This window comes from Oleiagrimonas sp. MCCC 1A03011 (genome assembly GCF_003267965.1).
In the GTDB taxonomy this organism is placed as follows: Bacteria; Pseudomonadota; Gammaproteobacteria; order Xanthomonadales; family Rhodanobacteraceae; genus Oleiagrimonas; species Oleiagrimonas citrea.
Genome location: NZ_MSPY01000002.1, coordinates 323864 through 341063, shown reverse-complemented (window position 1 = coordinate 341063; position 17200 = coordinate 323864). Strand labels below are relative to the sequence as shown.

Below are 17200 nucleotides of genomic sequence, written 5' to 3'. Positions count from 1 at the left end.
ACCCATCCCCGTTCCTCCATACCCGTCTGACACCGTATTTTTCCCGGGTCCGTCCGGTGCTTCATACTCTGCGTCCGCCCCCGTAATCCGGACGACTTCATGACCCCGAACGATCAAGCGCTCAAGCAGGCCTGCACCTTTGTGCTCTCGCGACTGTCGCCGCCCAGCGCCGCCGAAACCCTGAACCGACTGGCCCGCCACGCAGCCTCCGAGGACGGCATCGACCTGTACGGGGAAGGCGGCGCGGTCGAGCGTCTCGAAGCCGTCACCACCGACCGCCTCGGCAAGGAAACCGGCCTTTTCTTCATCAAGGGCGTGACCGCGCAGTTGTGCGTGCTGCGCGCCTATGCCGAGGCGCGCAACTGCCGCAACGTCGTCATCCATCCGCTGAGCCACCTCGGCATGGACGAATCCGACGCCATCGAGCGCGTCGCCGACCTGCACGCCATCCGCCTCGGTCATCACGCACCGTTCACGACCGCCATGCTGGAAGACGTGACCGAACCGCTGGCCGCCGTGGTGGTCGAACTGCCTCTGCGCCGGGTCGGATATCTGCTTCCCGATCTCGACGAACTCCACGCCATCTCCGCCTGGTGCCGCGAGCACGACGTGCCGCTGCACCTCGACGGTGCACGCCTGTGGGAAGCCGCCGCCGGGTATGGCGTGACCGAAGCCGAGCTGACCGCACTGGCCGACAGCGTCTACGTTTCCTACTACAAGGGACTCGGCGGCCTCGGCGGTGCGCTGGTGGCGGGAAGCGAGTCCTTCATTCGCACACTGCGCGTGTGGAAGACGCGTTACGGCGGCAATCTGTTCACGGCCTATCCCTATGCCATCGCGGCATTGGACGGGCTGGAGCAGCGTGCACCGCACCTGCCCTCCTACGTCGAACGCGCACGCAAGCTGGCGGACGCGCTGAACAAGCTTCCGGACCTGATCGTGCATCCCCGGCGTCCGCACACCAACGCCTTCCAAGTCTGGTTGCCGGGTACGCCCGCGGCGCTGACCGAGCAGCATCGCCGCTTCGCGCACGAGCGCAAGACATGGCTGTTCGAACGCTTCGGCGAAGCGCCACTGACCGGCTACGCCATGGCCGAGATCGAGATGGGGCCGGCCTCGGATCGCTATGTCATCGCCGACGCCATGGAGCACATCGCCCACTTCCTGACATTCATTCGCGCCTGACCCGGGGCGCCTGCCGCGCCCGCCGACACGCGGCAAGTGTGCGGCAGGCGCACGAACGTTGCACGAAAACGGCAAAACCGTGGCCGTTCGTACGTTTCCGGCGCGAAACAGCGATATGCTGGATCGGTCATTTCCAGCCGGAGCCGTCACTCTGGTTCAGATGCGCCCGGCCATGAACGTGGCAGACAGGGGGACACGGAAGCGGTCCGCCTTCGCGTTGCATCGCTTCCTTCGCACGATCTCGATTCGCATTGACGATCAGTGATCTCAAGGAGGATTCATCATGTCTGCATTCCACCGCTCGATCCTCGTCGGCAGCGTACTGTCCGGCGCCCTGCTCCTGGCATGCGCCGGACCCGCGCACGCTGCAGGAAGCACCACCGGCGCGACTCCGCAGGATGCCGTACACCACGACCGACTACCATCATTGCGCGGTCTCCTGCCGCGTCCGGAAGACTTCTCCAACGGCCAGGCGCACCCCGCGCGTCCGATCCCGTTCCTGGTACAGAAAGGCAATCTGGGCGACGGGGCCCTCCAGACCAGCGCCATCGTCAGCGCACTCCCGGCCGCAGGCGCCGGCTTCGAAGGCATCGGCGAGGGCTTCAGCGGACCGCAGGGCGCATTCACCATCCAGTACGCGCCGCCCGACACCGTCGACGCCGTCGGCGCCACGCAATACGTGCAGGTCGTCAACGACGCGCTGGCCGTGTTCGACAAGTCGACCAAGGCTGTGGTCTACGGCCCGGTACCGACCAATACGCTATGGCAGGGCTTCGGCGGCGGCTGCGAGAACAACAACGACGGCGATCCCGTGGTGGTCTACGACCAGATCGCCGGACGCTGGGTCGTCTCGCAGTTCTCGGTGTCGACCACGCCGTATCTGCAGTGCGTGGCGGTGTCGGCGACCAGCGACGCTACCGGCGCCTGGTATCGCTACTCGTTCTCGTACGGCAGCGTTTTCCCCGACTACCCGAAGATGGGCGTCTGGCCGGACGCCTACTACGAGACCTTCAACATGTTCGGTAACACCTTCCAGGGCGCCAAGCTGTGCGCGTACGATCGCAGCGCGATGCTCAACGGACAGCCGGCCACGCAGCAGTGCTTCCAGCTCTCGTCCAGCTACGGTGGCGTGCTGCCCTCGGACCTGGACGGCAGCAGCCTGCCGCCCTCCGGCTCGCCGAACTACATGATGAACTTCACCAGCAATGCGCTGAACCTGTGGCGGTTCCACGTCGACTGGAGCAATCCGGGCAACACTACGCTGACCGGACCGATCAACATCCCGGTGGCCGGGTTCAGCGCCGGCTGCAGCGGCGGCGGCACCTGCATCCCGCAGAGCGGCACGCGCAACAAGCTCGATTCACTGGCCGATCGCCTGATGTTCCGCCTGGCCTACCGCAACTTCGGTGATCACGAATCGCTGGTGCTCAACCACACCGTGCTCGCCGGCAGTGGCAAGGGCAATCCGACGAAGAACAACTACACCGGCATCCGCTGGTACGAGATCCGCAACCCGGCCGGCACACCGGTGGTCTACCAGCAATCGACCTATGCGCCCGACAGCACCTATCGCTGGATGGGTTCGATCGCGATGGACAAGCTGGGAGACATGGCACTGGGCTACAGCGCATCCAGCAGCAGTATCCATCCGGCGATCCGCTACACCGGTCGTAAAGTCGGCGACCCGCTCGACACCATGCAGGCCGAGCAGACCATCCTCGCCGGCACCGGCTCGCAGACCGGCAACCTGAGCCGCTGGGGCGACTACAGCGCGATGACGGTCGACCCGGTCGACGACTGTACGTTCTGGTACACGACCGAGTACCTGGTCAACGACGGCTCGTTCAACTGGCACACGCGCATCGCTTCGTTCAAGTTCCCGACCTGCCAGTAAGCCCGCAGCCTTCGCTGCACGTACCACCGCCCCGGCGCTTCGCCGGGGCGGCATCCGCACCGGACGCCCGCAGGCCACAGATCACTTCTTCGGCTTCGACAGTTTGCTCTTCCATCCACCCGGCACCTGCCCGAGACCGTGCTTGTTGAACTTGCGCTGCACATGCTCGCTCAGCCGGTGCTCGGGGACGCCCTTGGCCTGTCCGAGCCGGCCCGCATGCTTCGCCGCCTTCATGCGCGATGCTGCGATCTGGTCGACCAGTCCCTGCTCGCCCTGCCTGCGCAGCTTCTGCACGCTGTCCAGCTGCGGGAAGAGCTTCGTCAGATGCTTTAGCGCCTTCGTGGGCGAAACCTGGGTGCGGTCCTCGCGCGGCAGATGCTGCTGCCGGCTGCTGTGCTTCCATTTCTGCGCCATTGCCTCGGCCATGAGTCCCAGGCCCGCGTCGCTCTCCTCCGACCCCATGGACGACCCACCCAGTGCCGTATGCGGTTCATTCACGCGAAACAGCACGGCGGTCGCCTGCGCTTCGCTGCTGTAGGGCTTGCCGCGCCAGAGACTGAGGCCCGGGGTGGGTTGCAGCATGTCGCTACCCCCCTTGACGAACGCCTTGTTGGCACGTCCCAGGTCGGACAATCCCTCCAGATTCTCGAACAGCCGGGTGTACTTTGTGCTGGCGGTATCCGGCGCGGTCAGCTTCCACTGATCCCACACCTCTCCTTTGCTCGGTGCGAGCTGCGAAGTGAAGCCCTCGTAGACGCCGGAGCGGCTTCCGCCGGGGCGCACAAAGGCCGACTCCAGCTTTTCCGGCTGCTTGCGCAACGCCTGTCGCGCCCGGCGCAAGCTCTTGAAACGTCTCGGACGGCGACCGCCGAAGCCGCCGGTATACGCCGAACGGCGATCTTCGCTCTCGCCGTCCTCTTCACGCCCCCGCTTCAGCGAGGAGCGAAACCCTCGCGCATCCGGCACCTCGCCCAAGCCGTGCTTCTCGAATTTTCCCTGCACATAGGCATCCAGGTCGTCGCCGCGCTTGCCCTTGGACTTCCCCCAGGCCCGCGCTGCCTTGGCGGCGCGCATGCGGGAATCCTCAATCTTCGCACGCAGGCCGTCTTCACCTTGCGCGCGCATTTTTTCGGTCGTGTCGAGCTGCGCGAAACGGCGATTCAGTTTGCTCAATGCGCGGCGACCGCCGAGCCTGCTCGTCCTACCCTGCTCTTGCTTGTGGGACCACTTGAGCGCCAGCGTCTCGGCCATCATGCCCGTGCCCGCATCTTCGCCATCCACGCCCATCGACGCCGAGCCGAACGCCGTGCTCGCCTCGTTCACGCGCATGAGCGAAGCCGTCATCTGCGCCTCCTTGCTCAGCGGGCGTCCTTGCCGATCCGTCCCGGCCTTGCCGCTGACGAGGGCCTTGTTCGCACGAGTGAGCTCGGACACATCCCTGATCTTGCCGAACAGCGCCGTGTACTTGGTACTCATGCGCTTCGACGGCTTGGCGAACTGCTGCGTCCAGGTCGTGCCCTCGGTGCTGGTCACGTGGGTCGCGGTACCCTGGTACACCGTGAACGAACTGCCCTCCGACCGCAGACCGAAACTCTGTCCGTGCTTCGATGCCGTCCGTGCCTCTTCCAGCGTGCGAAACAACGGCATCGGCCTTGGATGGAGCGCACCATCGGACGACGTCCCGGCGTCCTCTGGATGACTGCGCCGGCTCCTCTTGCCCGATGACTCCGGCAGCCCCGTGCTGGCCGTTGTCCGTGCGCGTTTCTTGTTGTTGGACCGATCCATGTACTCCGTCCCCGGCACGTCCATCGTCGCCCAGTGAGCTTGCATGCTCATGCAGTTCGCCTACAAGTGCACGCCCGGGACACATACGCCTCATGCCCTTGCGCCGTTATCTGTGGAGTGCGCTCCTTCTACCGGTCCTCTGGTGGTCAAAAGAGACGCAGATCACGCTTTACCTGAAGCTTGCCGAATTCGCGCATGGTGGCCACAAGCCATTTTTCCGCACACAAATCCATCCCAAGCAGTATGGATTCGTCAAAAATGGATCACGTAAATAACTGTTTATATTACAATAAATAGATAACAAAACATCCGGAAAACATCGCTGATGCAGATTTCTCTTAGTTTTCACTTATAGCCATTTTTCTTATTTACCCATCCTGGGGATGATTCCTAAGGTCAATGCACCCACCGACTCGGAGAAGTTCTGGATGGGTGGTTCTGGAGAGATGGTCCGCTGCGCGACGAACGCCGCGACGTCTTCAAGATGCACGAACTGTCGTCAGGGAGGGACGTACACAGGACGTGCATCCAGGCGGAACCCGCACAAGAGCAAACACGCAGTCCATCACCATCCGAAGCGTGTACTTCATGCGTTCGGGGCAGGAACGGCTTTGCCTGCGTTCCGGGCACCGAGCGATCCAACCTTCATTGGGGAGTCGAATATCCATGGCTTTGAATATGATGAAAACGGTAGTCGCGACTGCCGTGCTCGGTCTGATGACCAGCGCGGCCTACGCGGGTACCGGTCACTCCAACAAGATCCACAACCCGTATTCGCCGGCCTACGGCCACACCTACCGTCACGGCGCTGTGCCGACCCGCGAGACCTGGGGTCAGATGCGTCGTTTCGAGGATACGCACGCCTCTGCGACTACCGCAGCGACCGGCACCAAGACGCTGAGCTACGGCGGCGGCGTCGACGGCATCGGTGTCACCAGCGGCACGCCGAAGGTCTACCTGGTCGTCTACGGCAGCCAGTGGGGCAGCGCAGGCACCGACGCCAACGGCAACATGACCCTGTCGGGTGACTCGCTGGGTGCGGTTCCGTACCTCGAGAGCATGTTCAAGGGCCTGGGCACCGGCGGCGAACTGTGGTCGGGCGTCATGACCCAGTACTGCGACGGCTCGGCCGTCAGCTCCGGCGCCACCTCGTGCCCGTCGAACGCCAACTACATCGGTTATCCGACCGGTGGCGCGTTTGCCGGCATCTGGTACGACAACTCGGTGTCTTCGCCGAGCAACGCCACGGCCGCGCAGCTGGCCCAGGAAGCGATCAAGGCGGCCGCGCACTTCGGCAACACCACCGCCGCCTCCAACCGCTACGTGCAGTACGTGATCCTGTCGCCGACCGGCACGCATCCGGACGGCTTCAACACCTCCGGCAGCGGCTTCTGCGCATGGCATGACTGGAACGGCGACGCGGGCGTGTCCTCGTCCTACGGCGATATCGCCTTCACCAACATGCCGTACGTGGCCGACATGGGCACCAGCTGCGGCCAGGGCTTCGTCAACGGCTCTTCGGCCGGCAAGCTGGATGGCTTCTCGATCGTCGAAGGCCACGAGTACGCCGAGACCGTCACCGACCAGAATCCGGCCGGCGGCTGGACCAACCACACCGGTAGCAGCTCCAACGGTCAGGAGAACGGCGACGAGTGCGCCTGGATCTCGTCCGGTCAGGGCGCCAGCGCCAACGTGAGCATGGGCAACGGTTCGTATGCCATGCAGAGCACCTGGTCCAACGACACCAACGAGTGCGACATCAGCCATCCGATCGTCACCGGCAGCGGTAGCGGCGGTGGCGGTGGCGGCGGCGGCTCCGGTCAGCTGCTGAGCAACACCGGCTTCGAGAGTGGTTCGGCCGCACCGTGGTCGCTGAGCTCCGGCGTTCTGTGCAGCAACAGCACCTGCAGCGGCCAGTCCGCCCACAACGGCTCCTGGTTCGCGTGGCTGGACGGTTACGGTTCCTCGCACACCGATACCGCCTCGCAGTCGGTGTCGATCCCGAGCGGCAACACCTCCGCCACGCTGGCGTTCTACCTCCACATCGACACGGCGGAGACGACCAGCTCGACGGCCTACGACACGCTCAAGGTGCAGGTGCTCAACAGCAGCGGTTCCGTGCTCGCGACGCTGCACACCTACTCCAACCTCAATGCTGCGTCGGGCTATGTGCAGCACAGCTTCGACCTGAGCAGCTACATCGGCCAGACGGTGACCATCAAGTTCACCGGCACCGAGGACTCGTCGAACCAGACCTCGTTTGTCCTGGACGACATCACGCTCAATGCGCAGTGAGTCCTTCCGTGACCGTCCAGCCCTTCGCCGGACGGTCGCATGAAACGAAAAACGGGGCCGCAATCGCGGCCCCGTTTTTTTGTTCAACGCGGCATGTACGGCGAGTACCGTTCATGCCGGCGAACCCTCGCCGTCACGGCGCAGCACACTGATCGTGCGGACAGGCGAAGTTCACTTCCAGACCGCGCCCGACCGTCAACGGCACTCGGTGGTACATATCGATGACCTTGTCGCCCTTCTTCAACGTCACGCTGTAGACGCCGAGCGGAAGATGCCGCAACTCGAACTGACCGTTCTTCTTGACCACGGTGGTCCGGCGCACGCCGGAGGTACTATGCGCGAGAACCACATCCCCCGCCTGGGCCTGGCCGTGGATCATGCCAGCCGTGGATTGCGCCCGCACTGCGGTCGCGGGTAGTAATGCTCCGGCACAGGTGACAACCGCCACCGCCAGCACGGCCGACATCCCACGCACTCGGCCGCCATGCAAACCGTTCTTCTGCTTCCTGCCTTCCATGTAAATCCCCATCGGTTTTCGTTGATTTTCTGATCGCGCTCCTGTGCGCGATTTTCGCTGTTACCCGGGACATTTTTCGTTGCGCGCCCGGATAGCAACAGATTGAGGATATATAGAACGCGCTTCCTGTGTACAGACCACCAACCCGAGCCATTGGCGAAACAAGCATGCATCATCGAGACATGCTCGTTTGATACGGATGCTTGTCCTGCGTCACGTGGCACCCGACATCAGGGGCGTTGCGCATGGTTCTCGGACATGCGCCGATACCGCAAGATGCGCAAAGATGCGCCATCCCGAAGCCGCCATAGTGCCGGCCTGACTTGAGAGGGCAGACCATGCAATCGACCCAGGCCGACGCCTACGCGCAACGGTTCGAGGCGGTATTCGCGCACATCGAACGCCACTTCGCCGAAAACCTCACCGTCGAACGGCTGAGCCGAGTCGCGCATTTTTCCCGCTTCCATTTCCATCGCCAGTTCACGCAATACGCCGGCATCAGCGTCAGCCGCTACATCCAGCTGACGCGACTGCGCAACGCTTCGTACCGGCTCGTGTTCGAGGACCGGCGACGGATCATCGACATTGCCCTGGAAGCGGGATTCGAAAGCGCTGCCGCGTTCTCGCGAGCGTTCCGCACCGCGTTCGGTCAATCGCCCTCGCAATTCAGGAAGCGCCCGGCCTGGCAGCCGTGGCGCGAACGCTATCGACTTCCTGTCCGCGAACGGAGACCTTCCATGGACGTACACATCATTGACTTCCCCACCACCCGCATCGCCACGCTCGAACACCGGGACGCACCCGAACGCGTCAACGACACGGCCCGCACCTTCATCGAATGGCGCAAGGAAACCGGCCTGTCGCCCGTGGCGAGCAGCGACACCTTCGGCATCGCCTACGACGACCCCGACACCACCCATCCGGCCGCCTTCCGCTTCGATATCTGCGGCTCGATCGAGGATGACGTGCCAGCCAATCCGCAAGGCGTCGTCACACGCTACATTCCCGGCGGACGCTGTGCGGTGGCCCGCCATCACGGTTCACACGAACGTCTGGGCGAAGTGGCCTACTACCTGTATCGCGACTGGTTGCCGGAAAGCGGCGAGGAACTGCGCGACTACCCGCTGTTCTTCCATTACCGCAACCTGATCCCCGACACGCCGGAGCACGAACTGATCACGGACGTGCATCTGCCCCTGCGCTAGTCGTCGCCCCCTGCAACCCGCGCGGATCGTGAAGCTCTTCGTCCGATCCGCGCGGGTCGCGTGCGCGACCATAACGCGTGTATCTGACCGCATGCTCTACCTCCCATGAGCCATAGCAGGCACCTATCGGGCCCATAAGAAACTTTCATTGGAATCTATATTAGATTTTTCTTATAAATAGATCGTACACACGACTCCCCCTTTCCAATGAGGCAACGTCCATGAACGATAAGATCGAAACCAAACCCTTCGGCATGCCCCAGCTCAATGCGCCGGCGCCGGACTTCGAAGCTCGCACCACGCACGGCGTGCGCAAGCTGTCCGACTACAAGGGCAAGTGGCTGGTGCTGTTCTCGCACCCGGCCGACTTCACGCCGGTATGTACCACCGAGTTCATGGCCTTCGCCAAGGCCTATCCGGAATTCCAGAAGCTCGACTGCGAGCTGCTGGGTCTGTCGATCGACAGCTACTACTCGCACGTCGCCTGGGTGCGCAACATCAAGGAGAAGTTCGGTGTCGAGATCCCGTTCCCGATCATCGAGGATCTCAGCATGAAGGTCGCGCAGTCCTACGGCATGATCCATCCGGGCGCGGCGGACACATCGGCGGTGCGCGCCACCTTCGTCATCGACGACAAGGGCATACTTCGCGCCATGGTCTACTACCCGATGACCAACGGCCGCTCGATTCCGGAATTCATCCGCCTGGTCTCCGCCCTGCAAACCTCCGACGCAAACGGCGTGGCGACGCCCGAGAGCTGGGCTCCCGGCGACAAGGTCATCGTGCCGCCGCCGGCCACGGCCGAGGCCGCCGAGGCGCGCATGGACGAAGGCTACGAGTGCACCGACTGGTACTTCTGCAAGAAAGCGCTCTGACGCGAATCCGGACCGCTCCGCCATGCGGAGCGGTCCGGCACCGAGTCAGGCATGCCCCGCCTCCGCGGCCTTGCGCGCCAGCCCTGCATGCATGATGCGGTCGGTCCAGGCGATGCCGATAGCCGACAAGATGAAGACCACGTGGATGATGGTCTGCCACATCACGCCCGTCGAGGTCAGCGTGCCGCAAGCCAGCGGCTGGTTCGGGTCCAGCGCCTGCGCCGCCGCCAGCGCCTCGGGCGTGCAGAACGGCAGCCCGCCGATGGTGCCCGCGGCGATGAAGGTCTTCAGCAAGTGAATCGAAGAGATGCCGATGATCGCCATCGCCAGCTTCACCTTCAACACCGATGCATTGACGTGCGACAACCACTCGGGCTGATCCGGATGCCCCTCCAGCCGCAGGCGCGAGACGAAGGTCTCGTAGCCCCCGACGATCACCATGATGAGCAGATTGGAGATCATCACCACGTCGATCAAGCCCAGCACGATCAGCATGATCTGCTGCTCGCCCAGGTGCGGCGCGTCGTGGATCAGGTGCCACAGCTCCTTGACGAACAGGAACACGTACACACACTGCGCCACGATCAGCCCCAGATACAGCGGAAGCTGCAGCCAGCGCGAACCGAAGATCAGGAAACGGAGCGGCTTGAAACCGCCATTCGTGGACTCGTGCATCGATGCGACCCATAACGGAACCGACGCAAGCGTAGCGGTCCGCGCGCTCCCTTCCAAGCACGGAATCGAGCCTGCGTAAAAGCCCGGTGCAATCGGGTTGCCGATTCGCTTGCATCCGCTTCGACATGGAGAGATGCTGAGCGTCCGGACTACAGGGAATGTGCTCTTCGCAAGGAGTCGACCGATGCCCAAGGAAAGTCTGCGCACCCGCGTGGCGAACAAGCTCGCCGAAGCCAACCGGACCGGCAAGGCGCCCAAGCTCGCCAAACGCGAGGAACGATTCGTGCCACGCCTCGCCCGCAAGCCGCGGGCCGGTTTCACGCCGGAACTCCTGCAACGCCAGAAGGGCGCATTGCGCCGCGTCGAGGAAGTGAATGTCCATGGCTCGCTGAACAACGTGCAGGTCAAGCGCACGAGCGCGCAGGATGTGGGTTCGTTCGTCGATCTCGCCACGGATGCGAGACGCTCGATGCACGAGGTGATGAGCAAGCCCGGCGGCCATCGCATGATGACCGAGCTGGACGACCGGATCGGCCGCAATCGCGCTCACGCCGGCACCCACGCCAACGTGTACATCCGCTCGCTCAAGCCTACCGACACGAGCAACATGAATTCCCCGCACGCGACACCGGGCGTCGAGGAAGGCTATCGGTTCGACGGTCACGAAGGACGCGGCTGGGGAAGCGAGGTGCGCTACGACCCCAGTGCGTCGACCGCCAACCGCTTCATCGGCCTGGGCCATGAAATGGTGCATGCGCATCGGCTTGCACACGGCAAGGCCGTCGGTGTGCCCCAACTCAATCAGTCCGGCAATCCGCTGTTCACCGACCCCAGGTCCGTCGGCGCGTCTGTGGATTCCGGCCAGAACGTGGCGTTCGGCACGCATCTGATGAACGTGGTGCAGCAGGCCAACCACCTGCAGGAAGAATTCGAGACCGTCGGACTCAGTCCCACACCGCGCGGCGCATTCAATCCCACCGAGAACATGCTGCGCCAGGAGCACAACAAGCCGCTGCGAGACAACTACAGCCGCATGCGGCCCGGGCAGTTCGACGACACCGTGAACCGGTCGGATGCGCTGTTCGATCGTCGCTCGACGGCCAGCAAGATCTGGCACGGAATCTCTGGCAACTCGCCAGCCCCGACGCCCGTACGCAATCTCGTCAAGCGCTACAAAGACTGACGACGCGTCCCATCCAGCGCAGACCGGCGAGCAGTCACGGAATCAAGTGAATCAGGTAGATCAGCATCGCGCCGAACACGATGGACACCATCAATGCATCGGCCGCCTTCGAACGATAGATCCGGGCCATGTCGATCTGTGACCCTCCGCCGCCGAGCATGAACGGCTCGCCGTTCTCGGGCTTGCGCACGACGTCGACTTCCGGCTCCGCCTCGCTTCGCCGCATCCGTGCGGCAACTTCGGTTCGGGCCGCTTCGCGCGCAGCCTCCCACTCGGCCATGTCGATACGGCCATCCTGATCCGTGTCGAAACGTTCGACCAAGCGCCCCTGATCCTGCTTCCACTGCGCCAGAAGATCGGCCACCGCGCGCTCGAACGTCTCCCCCTGCCGATGACCCGAGAACGTTTGCAACTCGCCGGCCACGTAGAGTTTCTCGCCCACGCGCATGCGCTCTTCGGTATAGAGGTAACGTCCATTGCGAACATGGTCGCGAACATCCATGGGGCGCGGCGGCGATGCCAGACGGCCTCGCCAGCGATGCGTGATCGATGGCGTGACCTCGGCGCCATCTGGATCCACCAACAACTCTCCGCCCCGGTTCTTGAGGAGAATCGGCGTCGAGCTGGTGCCTTCCTCCAGCGTTGTCAGACTTTTCTTGCCGTCGAGGCCCCGCTTCTGCACTTGAATGCGGTAGCGCCACCACGTGCAGGGCGTGCCCGTCAGCGGAGCCTCGACCGTCTGATCCGGCGGTGCGTACTGACGCCCGATCAGCTCGACATAGCCCTGTGCCGCAGAGGGAATCCTGGACGTGGGAATGTCCTCGATCCGGCGCGCGCACTTCAAGGAGTTATACCAGCCCCGCAGGAACACATAGGTCATCAAGGCGCAGAGCGCCATGCAGAAATAGAGCATGCCCAGCGTGACGTAACCATTCAGCTCATGCCACATGCCGACCTCCCGCGAGCGCCTCCGTGACCACGAAGGCGCCGACGCTTCCTGAAACCGTCGCCATGGCGTCAGCCGAACAGTGCCTTGATATCGACGTCCCGAGTCTCCCGGGCGCTGAATCGAAGCATCTCGGGCGGACGGAAACGGAACACCCGCGCGACAAGAAGGTCGGGAAACTGATCGATGCGAACGCGGAACAGATTGACGGAGTCGTTGTACAGCTCGCGGCGATCCGCAATGGCGTTCTCCAGCCCCGAGATGCGGCTCTGGAGATGCTTGAACGAAGTGTCCGCCTTCAGATCGGGATAGTTCTCGGCCAGTGCGAACAGATGCGTCAGTCCGTCACGCAGCGTCTGCTCGGCCTGTCCCAGTTCCTTCAGATCGGCCGCGGCGCGCGCGGAGAACACCTCGGCACGCGCCTGCACGATCTGCTCCAGCGTGCTCTGCTCGTAGCGCATGTACTGCTTGCAGACTTCCACCAGCTTGGGCAGTTCGTCGTGCCGCTGCTTGAGCAGCACGTCGATGTTGGCCCAGGCCTTGGCGGCGTTGTGCTTGAGCTGCACAAGATTGTTGTAGACCAACACCACGTAGGAAAGAACAAGCAGCGCGATGGCGCCTTCCACGATTTCCCTGATCCCCATTGCGAGCGCTCCCTAGCCTTTGTTCCATGCTGCCATGCACGCGGAATATAGCGCAGTCTCACGGCAACCTGGGTCACATGCGTTATCCGGCGTGGTGTCCGGCGAGCACGCCGATCGTTCGCATCCACTTTGTGGCCAATGCGGGCCACCGGGTGATCGGCGCCTTTGTCCGGCGCAGCCCGAATGCATGCCCGCCGTGGGCATACAAATGCATCTCAGCCGGTACACCGGCTTTCGTCAGCGCGGTGTAGTAGACCAGCGCCTGTCTCACGCCATCGACATGATCGCTCTCGGCCTGCACCAGAAATGTGGGCGGCGTGGCATGCGACACGGGGACGTTCGGATTCAGCTTCCACGCATCGTCCGCGAGATGCCCCGGATAGATCGCCATGGCGAAATCCGGCCGGGCGCTCTCGCGATCGGCCGCATCGACCGGCGCGTACAAGCGGTCATCGAAATGCGTACTGATCTCGGCGACCAGAAACCCGCCTGCCGAGAATCCGATCACGCCGATCTTGTGCGGATCGATATGCCACTTCGATGCATGCGCGCGCACCAGCCGGATCGTTCGCTGGGCGTCCTGCAATGCAGGCACCGGCACTTCGAAATTGTGCGGCCGACAGTTACATGACCAGCGATAGGGAATACTCGGAACCCGATACTTGAGCAGTACGCAGGTCACGCCGGCAGAAGTCAGCCAGTGACAGACCTCGGTGCCTTCGAGATCCATGGCCAGCACTTCGAACCCGCCGCCCGGAAACACGACCACCGCTGCACCCGTATTCTTTCCCTTGGGCGCATACACCGTCATCGTCGGTCGGGTCACATTGGTCACGGCCATCCACGGCCGCCCCGCCACATCCCCGCTGGATTGCGTGAGGGTTTCCGGACCCGGAACCGGCTTCAGATCAGGCGCCTTGCCGGGCCACAGAAGTACCTGCTTGTGCCCGACCGTCGGCGACCAGACCTTCGGCTTCGCTTGTGCAGCCGGGGCCACGACGACACACAGGCACAACACGATCACCCACCACGATTTCATGCTCATCTCCAGTCCATCACTGATCGACGCCCTCGCGTCGCATTCGCGTCGGTGAATCCCGTTCATTGTGCATGACCATCAGGCCGAACGCGGGCAAATACATGGCCATTCGCGGCCCGGATGCAAACTCGTTCCGCATGGCCTCAAACGATTTTCTATTGGCGCATTCAAATCGCTTCCGTTAGGTTATCTCCACACACAGGACGTGTAGGGGAAAATAATGAAACACCCATTTCTGGTCTGGCTCACGCTGGGCCTTAGCGCACTTGCTCTGCTGCCGACAGTCTTCGGCTTCTTTCACATGCTGTTCAACATGCTCGGCGCCGTGCATGTATCGCACCAGGCCGTGGTCGCACTCATCTTCCAGCTCGCATTCTCGATCTATCTTGGGCTGGTGATCTACGGCGTCATCCGTCGTCCGCGCTGGGGACATGGGCTGTGCATCAGCTTCAGCCTGCTGCTCGTGCTCGCCGCAACGCTCGCGGCCTTCGATCTGCGTGCGGATTACCAGTACATGATCTTCCCGATATCCCGCATGCAATGGAAGATTGCGCACGCGCAGATCGTGATCGCCAGCGTGCTTTACGCTTACCTGATCGCCATCGGCTCCCGTCAGTTCCGGCATTACTTCTCGCCGCCTCCGATCGCGGACGATGCCGAGACGTACGAGGAAGAGGCCCCGCACAACGCGAACGCCCCCGCCCACGACACGCCTGCGAGAGCAGCCGTGAAGGCGCCGCCCCAGCCGGCTCCGCCTCCGAAGCCGGCCCCGGTCTCTGAGCAACCGGATGCCGTAGAGATGCGCCTGGATTTCGACTGACCACAACCCAAGCCGAAGCCGGCCCGCATACGGAATCGCCAGGGTTGCGGATCTCGATGGTCCGCAGCCGCGGCACCACCACGAGGCACTCGACGCACACCTATCCCGTGCGCACCGCGAACACTGCGGGGAACGCAGCTTTCATCGAGCGGTCCATCCTTTGTCAGACGACGCTCGAAGGAAGGAATCCGGCTCATGGAAGTCACCCGCTTGCAGCCGGATCATCAACAGGCGTTTTCGCTTCGACGGGCCACGATCATGGCCTGGATCGTCTTCGGTCACGGCATGCTCGGACTGTTGCTGCTTGCTCCAGCCTCGCCACGGCGGTTCGTTCCGCGCTTGCGCGCTCGCGCGCACTCGACCCCAAGAGGATTGATCGCAGTCTTCCTGAAATCGAACGAACGGCACGCTGAGCTGCCGTTGAAATCTCCACACTCACCCCAGACCAAAGCCGTCAACAAACGGGGCTCGGTACAACCGCCACACCCACCATCAAGGCGCCTCAAGACGCCACGAATCCGCACGACGGGCCCGATTCACCCCATCGCTTCGCCCCATCGCCTCGAACTCGGACTTCCTTCTCCACACCACCGCAACGCGCATAGCTCACCCGCCCCCGTGCCCCGCTACATCGCCGGCGGCCAAGTTTTTCAGCAGCGGCTTCGTCGCGCACGTCTGGAAGCAGAACGCGGTGTGCCTCACGATGACGACATTCCCGGCATGCCGCACTTCGCCATGCGCGATCCGAGAAAACGCGGGATCGCCGGAGTGCTGCACTTCATCACGCACTCCGTCCTGGATGCAGCGGACCCGGCCTGCGTCCAGGCCGGCGCCGATGTCACCATGTCGAAAGCGCAGCGCGAACGGGTCGTCTTCGAACATCACTGCATTCTGCGACCACATTCCTGGCTGGCGCCCGACGGACCCGCCACACATCTCACAGGACGCCCTCCTGGACATGGCATGCCATGAAACGTCGGCCGTCATGCAAGCCCGACGGGACATGCACCCATCCACCACCACGCGGACTCCACCGCACGACGTGGAATCCACGATCGGATTGAACGAATACGCATGAAGCCGGGAGCGTCTCCCGGCTCACATCAAAGCTTTACCCGGACTCGCCGCTTGCCGACGCTGAAGGAAATCCGGAGATCCCTCGGCTCGGATTCCGCAGCGCCATGCATGTTCGCGTTGATCCATTGGTGCGCGGCTTCGGTCACATACCGCCCCACCACGGGGGAACAACTGGAATTCCCCTTGTCCACCTCTTGCACGCGTCCATGCACGCCCACGGTCACCCACACGCTCATCTCGCATGCCTGATGCCGATTCGCCGGAATACGCGGAGCCGGGGTGTACACCCACTTTCTGGCCGCCGTGGCACGCTGCCGAGGCAGGTACATCGAGCGTTGCCGATCCCCGGCCATGTACAGAACCCGCCCCGACTTGCCGTCGAACTGCATGGCCACCGGCCAGCCATTCCCCTTGCCGGGTGGCAGCGGAAACGTCACCGAAGCAATTTGATCGGCCACGCATGCGGTAAAGGCGTTGTCCGGCAGCGGAACGGGCGCCTTGAGCATCCCGTCCAGTCGCATGATGCCCAACAAGCTGAATGTCTTGACGCTCGCATGATGCTTGCGGGCGCATGCTTGTTCCACGCGTCGCACGGCATCTGCATTGACGGATTTCTGCAACTCGCGTGAGTATGCCGACTGGGATGCAGTCGAACTCACCTTGCTGATCTGCACAAGCAGTGCGTCGAAATTCTCCGGCGACCGATCAGCCGCCTCGGCGCTCGCTTGCAGCGCTACTGTGCCCATGACGCATATCGCCAGGCATGCATACCATTTCATGTCCCCTTCCCCCTGAATGTACCAATCTCTAAATCCCGCCCTCTCCTCTGTACAAGCCTCATCCGTCCCTGATTTCGCGATGAAACGCTACCAGACTACTCCACTCTGGATCGAAAAATGCGATGGGGGCCATGGAATGATCTGCCGATTTCCGAATTGTCCGGGTCCCATTCGGGTCTACCGCAATCGAATACGGACCGTATCGCCGATCATTTGGACACAGCGGACCCGCCAGAACGGACCACTGATCAGCGATCGAATCTGCTGCCCCTAACGACAGC

Annotated in this window: 15 protein-coding genes; 8 read left to right on the top strand and 7 right to left on the bottom strand. The window is 63.1% G+C overall.

From position 1 onward, the window contains the following. Window positions 1-99: 99 nt before the first annotated feature. Window positions 100-1185, top strand: coding sequence for a beta-eliminating lyase-related protein (locus tag BTJ49_RS05130; protein ID WP_113064289.1), 1086 nt, complete (start codon window positions 100-102; stop codon window positions 1183-1185). Window positions 1186-1468: 283 nt separating this feature from the next. Beyond that, window positions 1469-3079 carry a hypothetical protein gene (locus tag BTJ49_RS05125; protein ID WP_113064288.1) on the top strand — a complete coding sequence of 537 codons (1611 nt, stop codon included), beginning with the start codon at window positions 1469-1471 and terminating at the stop codon, window positions 3077-3079. Between the two features lie 81 nt (window positions 3080-3160). Here BTJ49_RS05125 and BTJ49_RS05120 read toward each other — a convergent pair whose 3' ends face one another. Beyond that, a complete protein-coding gene (locus BTJ49_RS05120) occupies window positions 3161-4726 on the bottom strand; it encodes a hypothetical protein (protein WP_113064287.1) in 1566 nt (521 codons plus the stop codon). A gap of 804 nt (window positions 4727-5530) precedes the next feature. Between BTJ49_RS05120 and BTJ49_RS05115 the strand changes: the two genes are divergently transcribed. Beyond that, entirely contained in the window at window positions 5531-7159 is a 1629-nt protein-coding gene (locus tag BTJ49_RS05115) for a hypothetical protein (protein ID WP_240601738.1), read from the top strand. Between the two features lie 133 nt (window positions 7160-7292). Here the strand turns inward: BTJ49_RS05115 and BTJ49_RS15460 are convergent, their stop codons facing one another. Further along, complete coding sequence (locus BTJ49_RS15460) at window positions 7293-7688, bottom strand: carboxypeptidase-like regulatory domain-containing protein (protein ID WP_146742278.1); 396 nt, start codon at window positions 7686-7688, stop codon at window positions 7293-7295. 326 nt (window positions 7689-8014) lie between these two features. On the opposite strand from BTJ49_RS15460, the gene BTJ49_RS05105 reads away from it, so the two are divergent. Both BTJ49_RS05105 and BTJ49_RS05100 read left to right on the top strand, forming a co-directional pair. Next, window positions 8015-8881, top strand: coding sequence for an AraC family transcriptional regulator (locus BTJ49_RS05105; protein WP_113064284.1), 867 nt, complete (start codon window positions 8015-8017; stop codon window positions 8879-8881). A 221-nt stretch (window positions 8882-9102) separates the two neighbouring features. After that, the gene (locus BTJ49_RS05100) at window positions 9103-9756 is read left to right on the top strand and encodes a peroxiredoxin (RefSeq protein WP_113064283.1); all 654 of its coding nucleotides are present in this window, start codon (window positions 9103-9105) and stop codon (window positions 9754-9756) included. Window positions 9757-9801: 45 nt separating this feature from the next. Here BTJ49_RS05100 and BTJ49_RS05095 read toward each other — a convergent pair whose 3' ends face one another. Further along, entirely contained in the window at window positions 9802-10431 is a 630-nt protein-coding gene (locus tag BTJ49_RS05095) for a TIGR00645 family protein (RefSeq protein ID WP_113064282.1), read from the bottom strand. Window positions 10432-10615: 184 nt separating this feature from the next. On the opposite strand from BTJ49_RS05095, the gene BTJ49_RS05090 reads away from it, so the two are divergent. Further along, window positions 10616-11614, top strand: a complete 999-nt coding sequence (locus tag BTJ49_RS05090) for a M91 family zinc metallopeptidase (RefSeq protein ID WP_168184670.1) — start codon at window positions 10616-10618, stop codon at window positions 11612-11614. Window positions 11615-11648: 34 nt separating this feature from the next. Here BTJ49_RS05090 and BTJ49_RS05085 read toward each other — a convergent pair whose 3' ends face one another. The 3 genes from BTJ49_RS05085 to BTJ49_RS05075 form a co-directional block, all read right to left on the bottom strand. Beyond that, on the bottom strand, window positions 11649-12512 hold the full coding sequence (locus BTJ49_RS05085) for a hypothetical protein (protein WP_146742277.1): 864 nt from the start codon (window positions 12510-12512) through the stop codon (window positions 11649-11651). Window positions 12513-12631: 119 nt separating this feature from the next. Next, window positions 12632-13204: a LemA family protein gene (locus BTJ49_RS05080; RefSeq protein WP_113064279.1), complete on the bottom strand. Its 573-nt coding sequence runs from the start codon at window positions 13202-13204 to the stop codon at window positions 12632-12634. An 82-nt stretch (window positions 13205-13286) separates the two neighbouring features. Then, window positions 13287-14243 carry an alpha/beta hydrolase gene (locus tag BTJ49_RS05075; RefSeq protein ID WP_113064563.1) on the bottom strand — a complete coding sequence of 319 codons (957 nt, stop codon included), beginning with the start codon at window positions 14241-14243 and terminating at the stop codon, window positions 13287-13289. 301 nt (window positions 14244-14544) lie between these two features. Here BTJ49_RS05075 and BTJ49_RS05070 point away from each other — a divergent pair, with 301 nt between their 5' ends. Both BTJ49_RS05070 and BTJ49_RS15455 read left to right on the top strand, forming a co-directional pair. Then, window positions 14545-15063: a hypothetical protein gene (locus tag BTJ49_RS05070; protein WP_146742276.1), complete on the top strand. Its 519-nt coding sequence runs from the start codon at window positions 14545-14547 to the stop codon at window positions 15061-15063. A gap of 195 nt (window positions 15064-15258) precedes the next feature. After that, window positions 15259-16035 carry a hypothetical protein gene (locus BTJ49_RS15455; RefSeq protein WP_146742275.1) on the top strand — a complete coding sequence of 259 codons (777 nt, stop codon included), beginning with the start codon at window positions 15259-15261 and terminating at the stop codon, window positions 16033-16035. Between the two features lie 131 nt (window positions 16036-16166). Here the strand turns inward: BTJ49_RS15455 and BTJ49_RS05060 are convergent, their stop codons facing one another. Further along, entirely contained in the window at window positions 16167-16919 is a 753-nt protein-coding gene (locus tag BTJ49_RS05060; RefSeq protein ID WP_113064276.1) for a hypothetical protein, read from the bottom strand. Window positions 16920-17200: the final 281 nt, after the last annotated feature.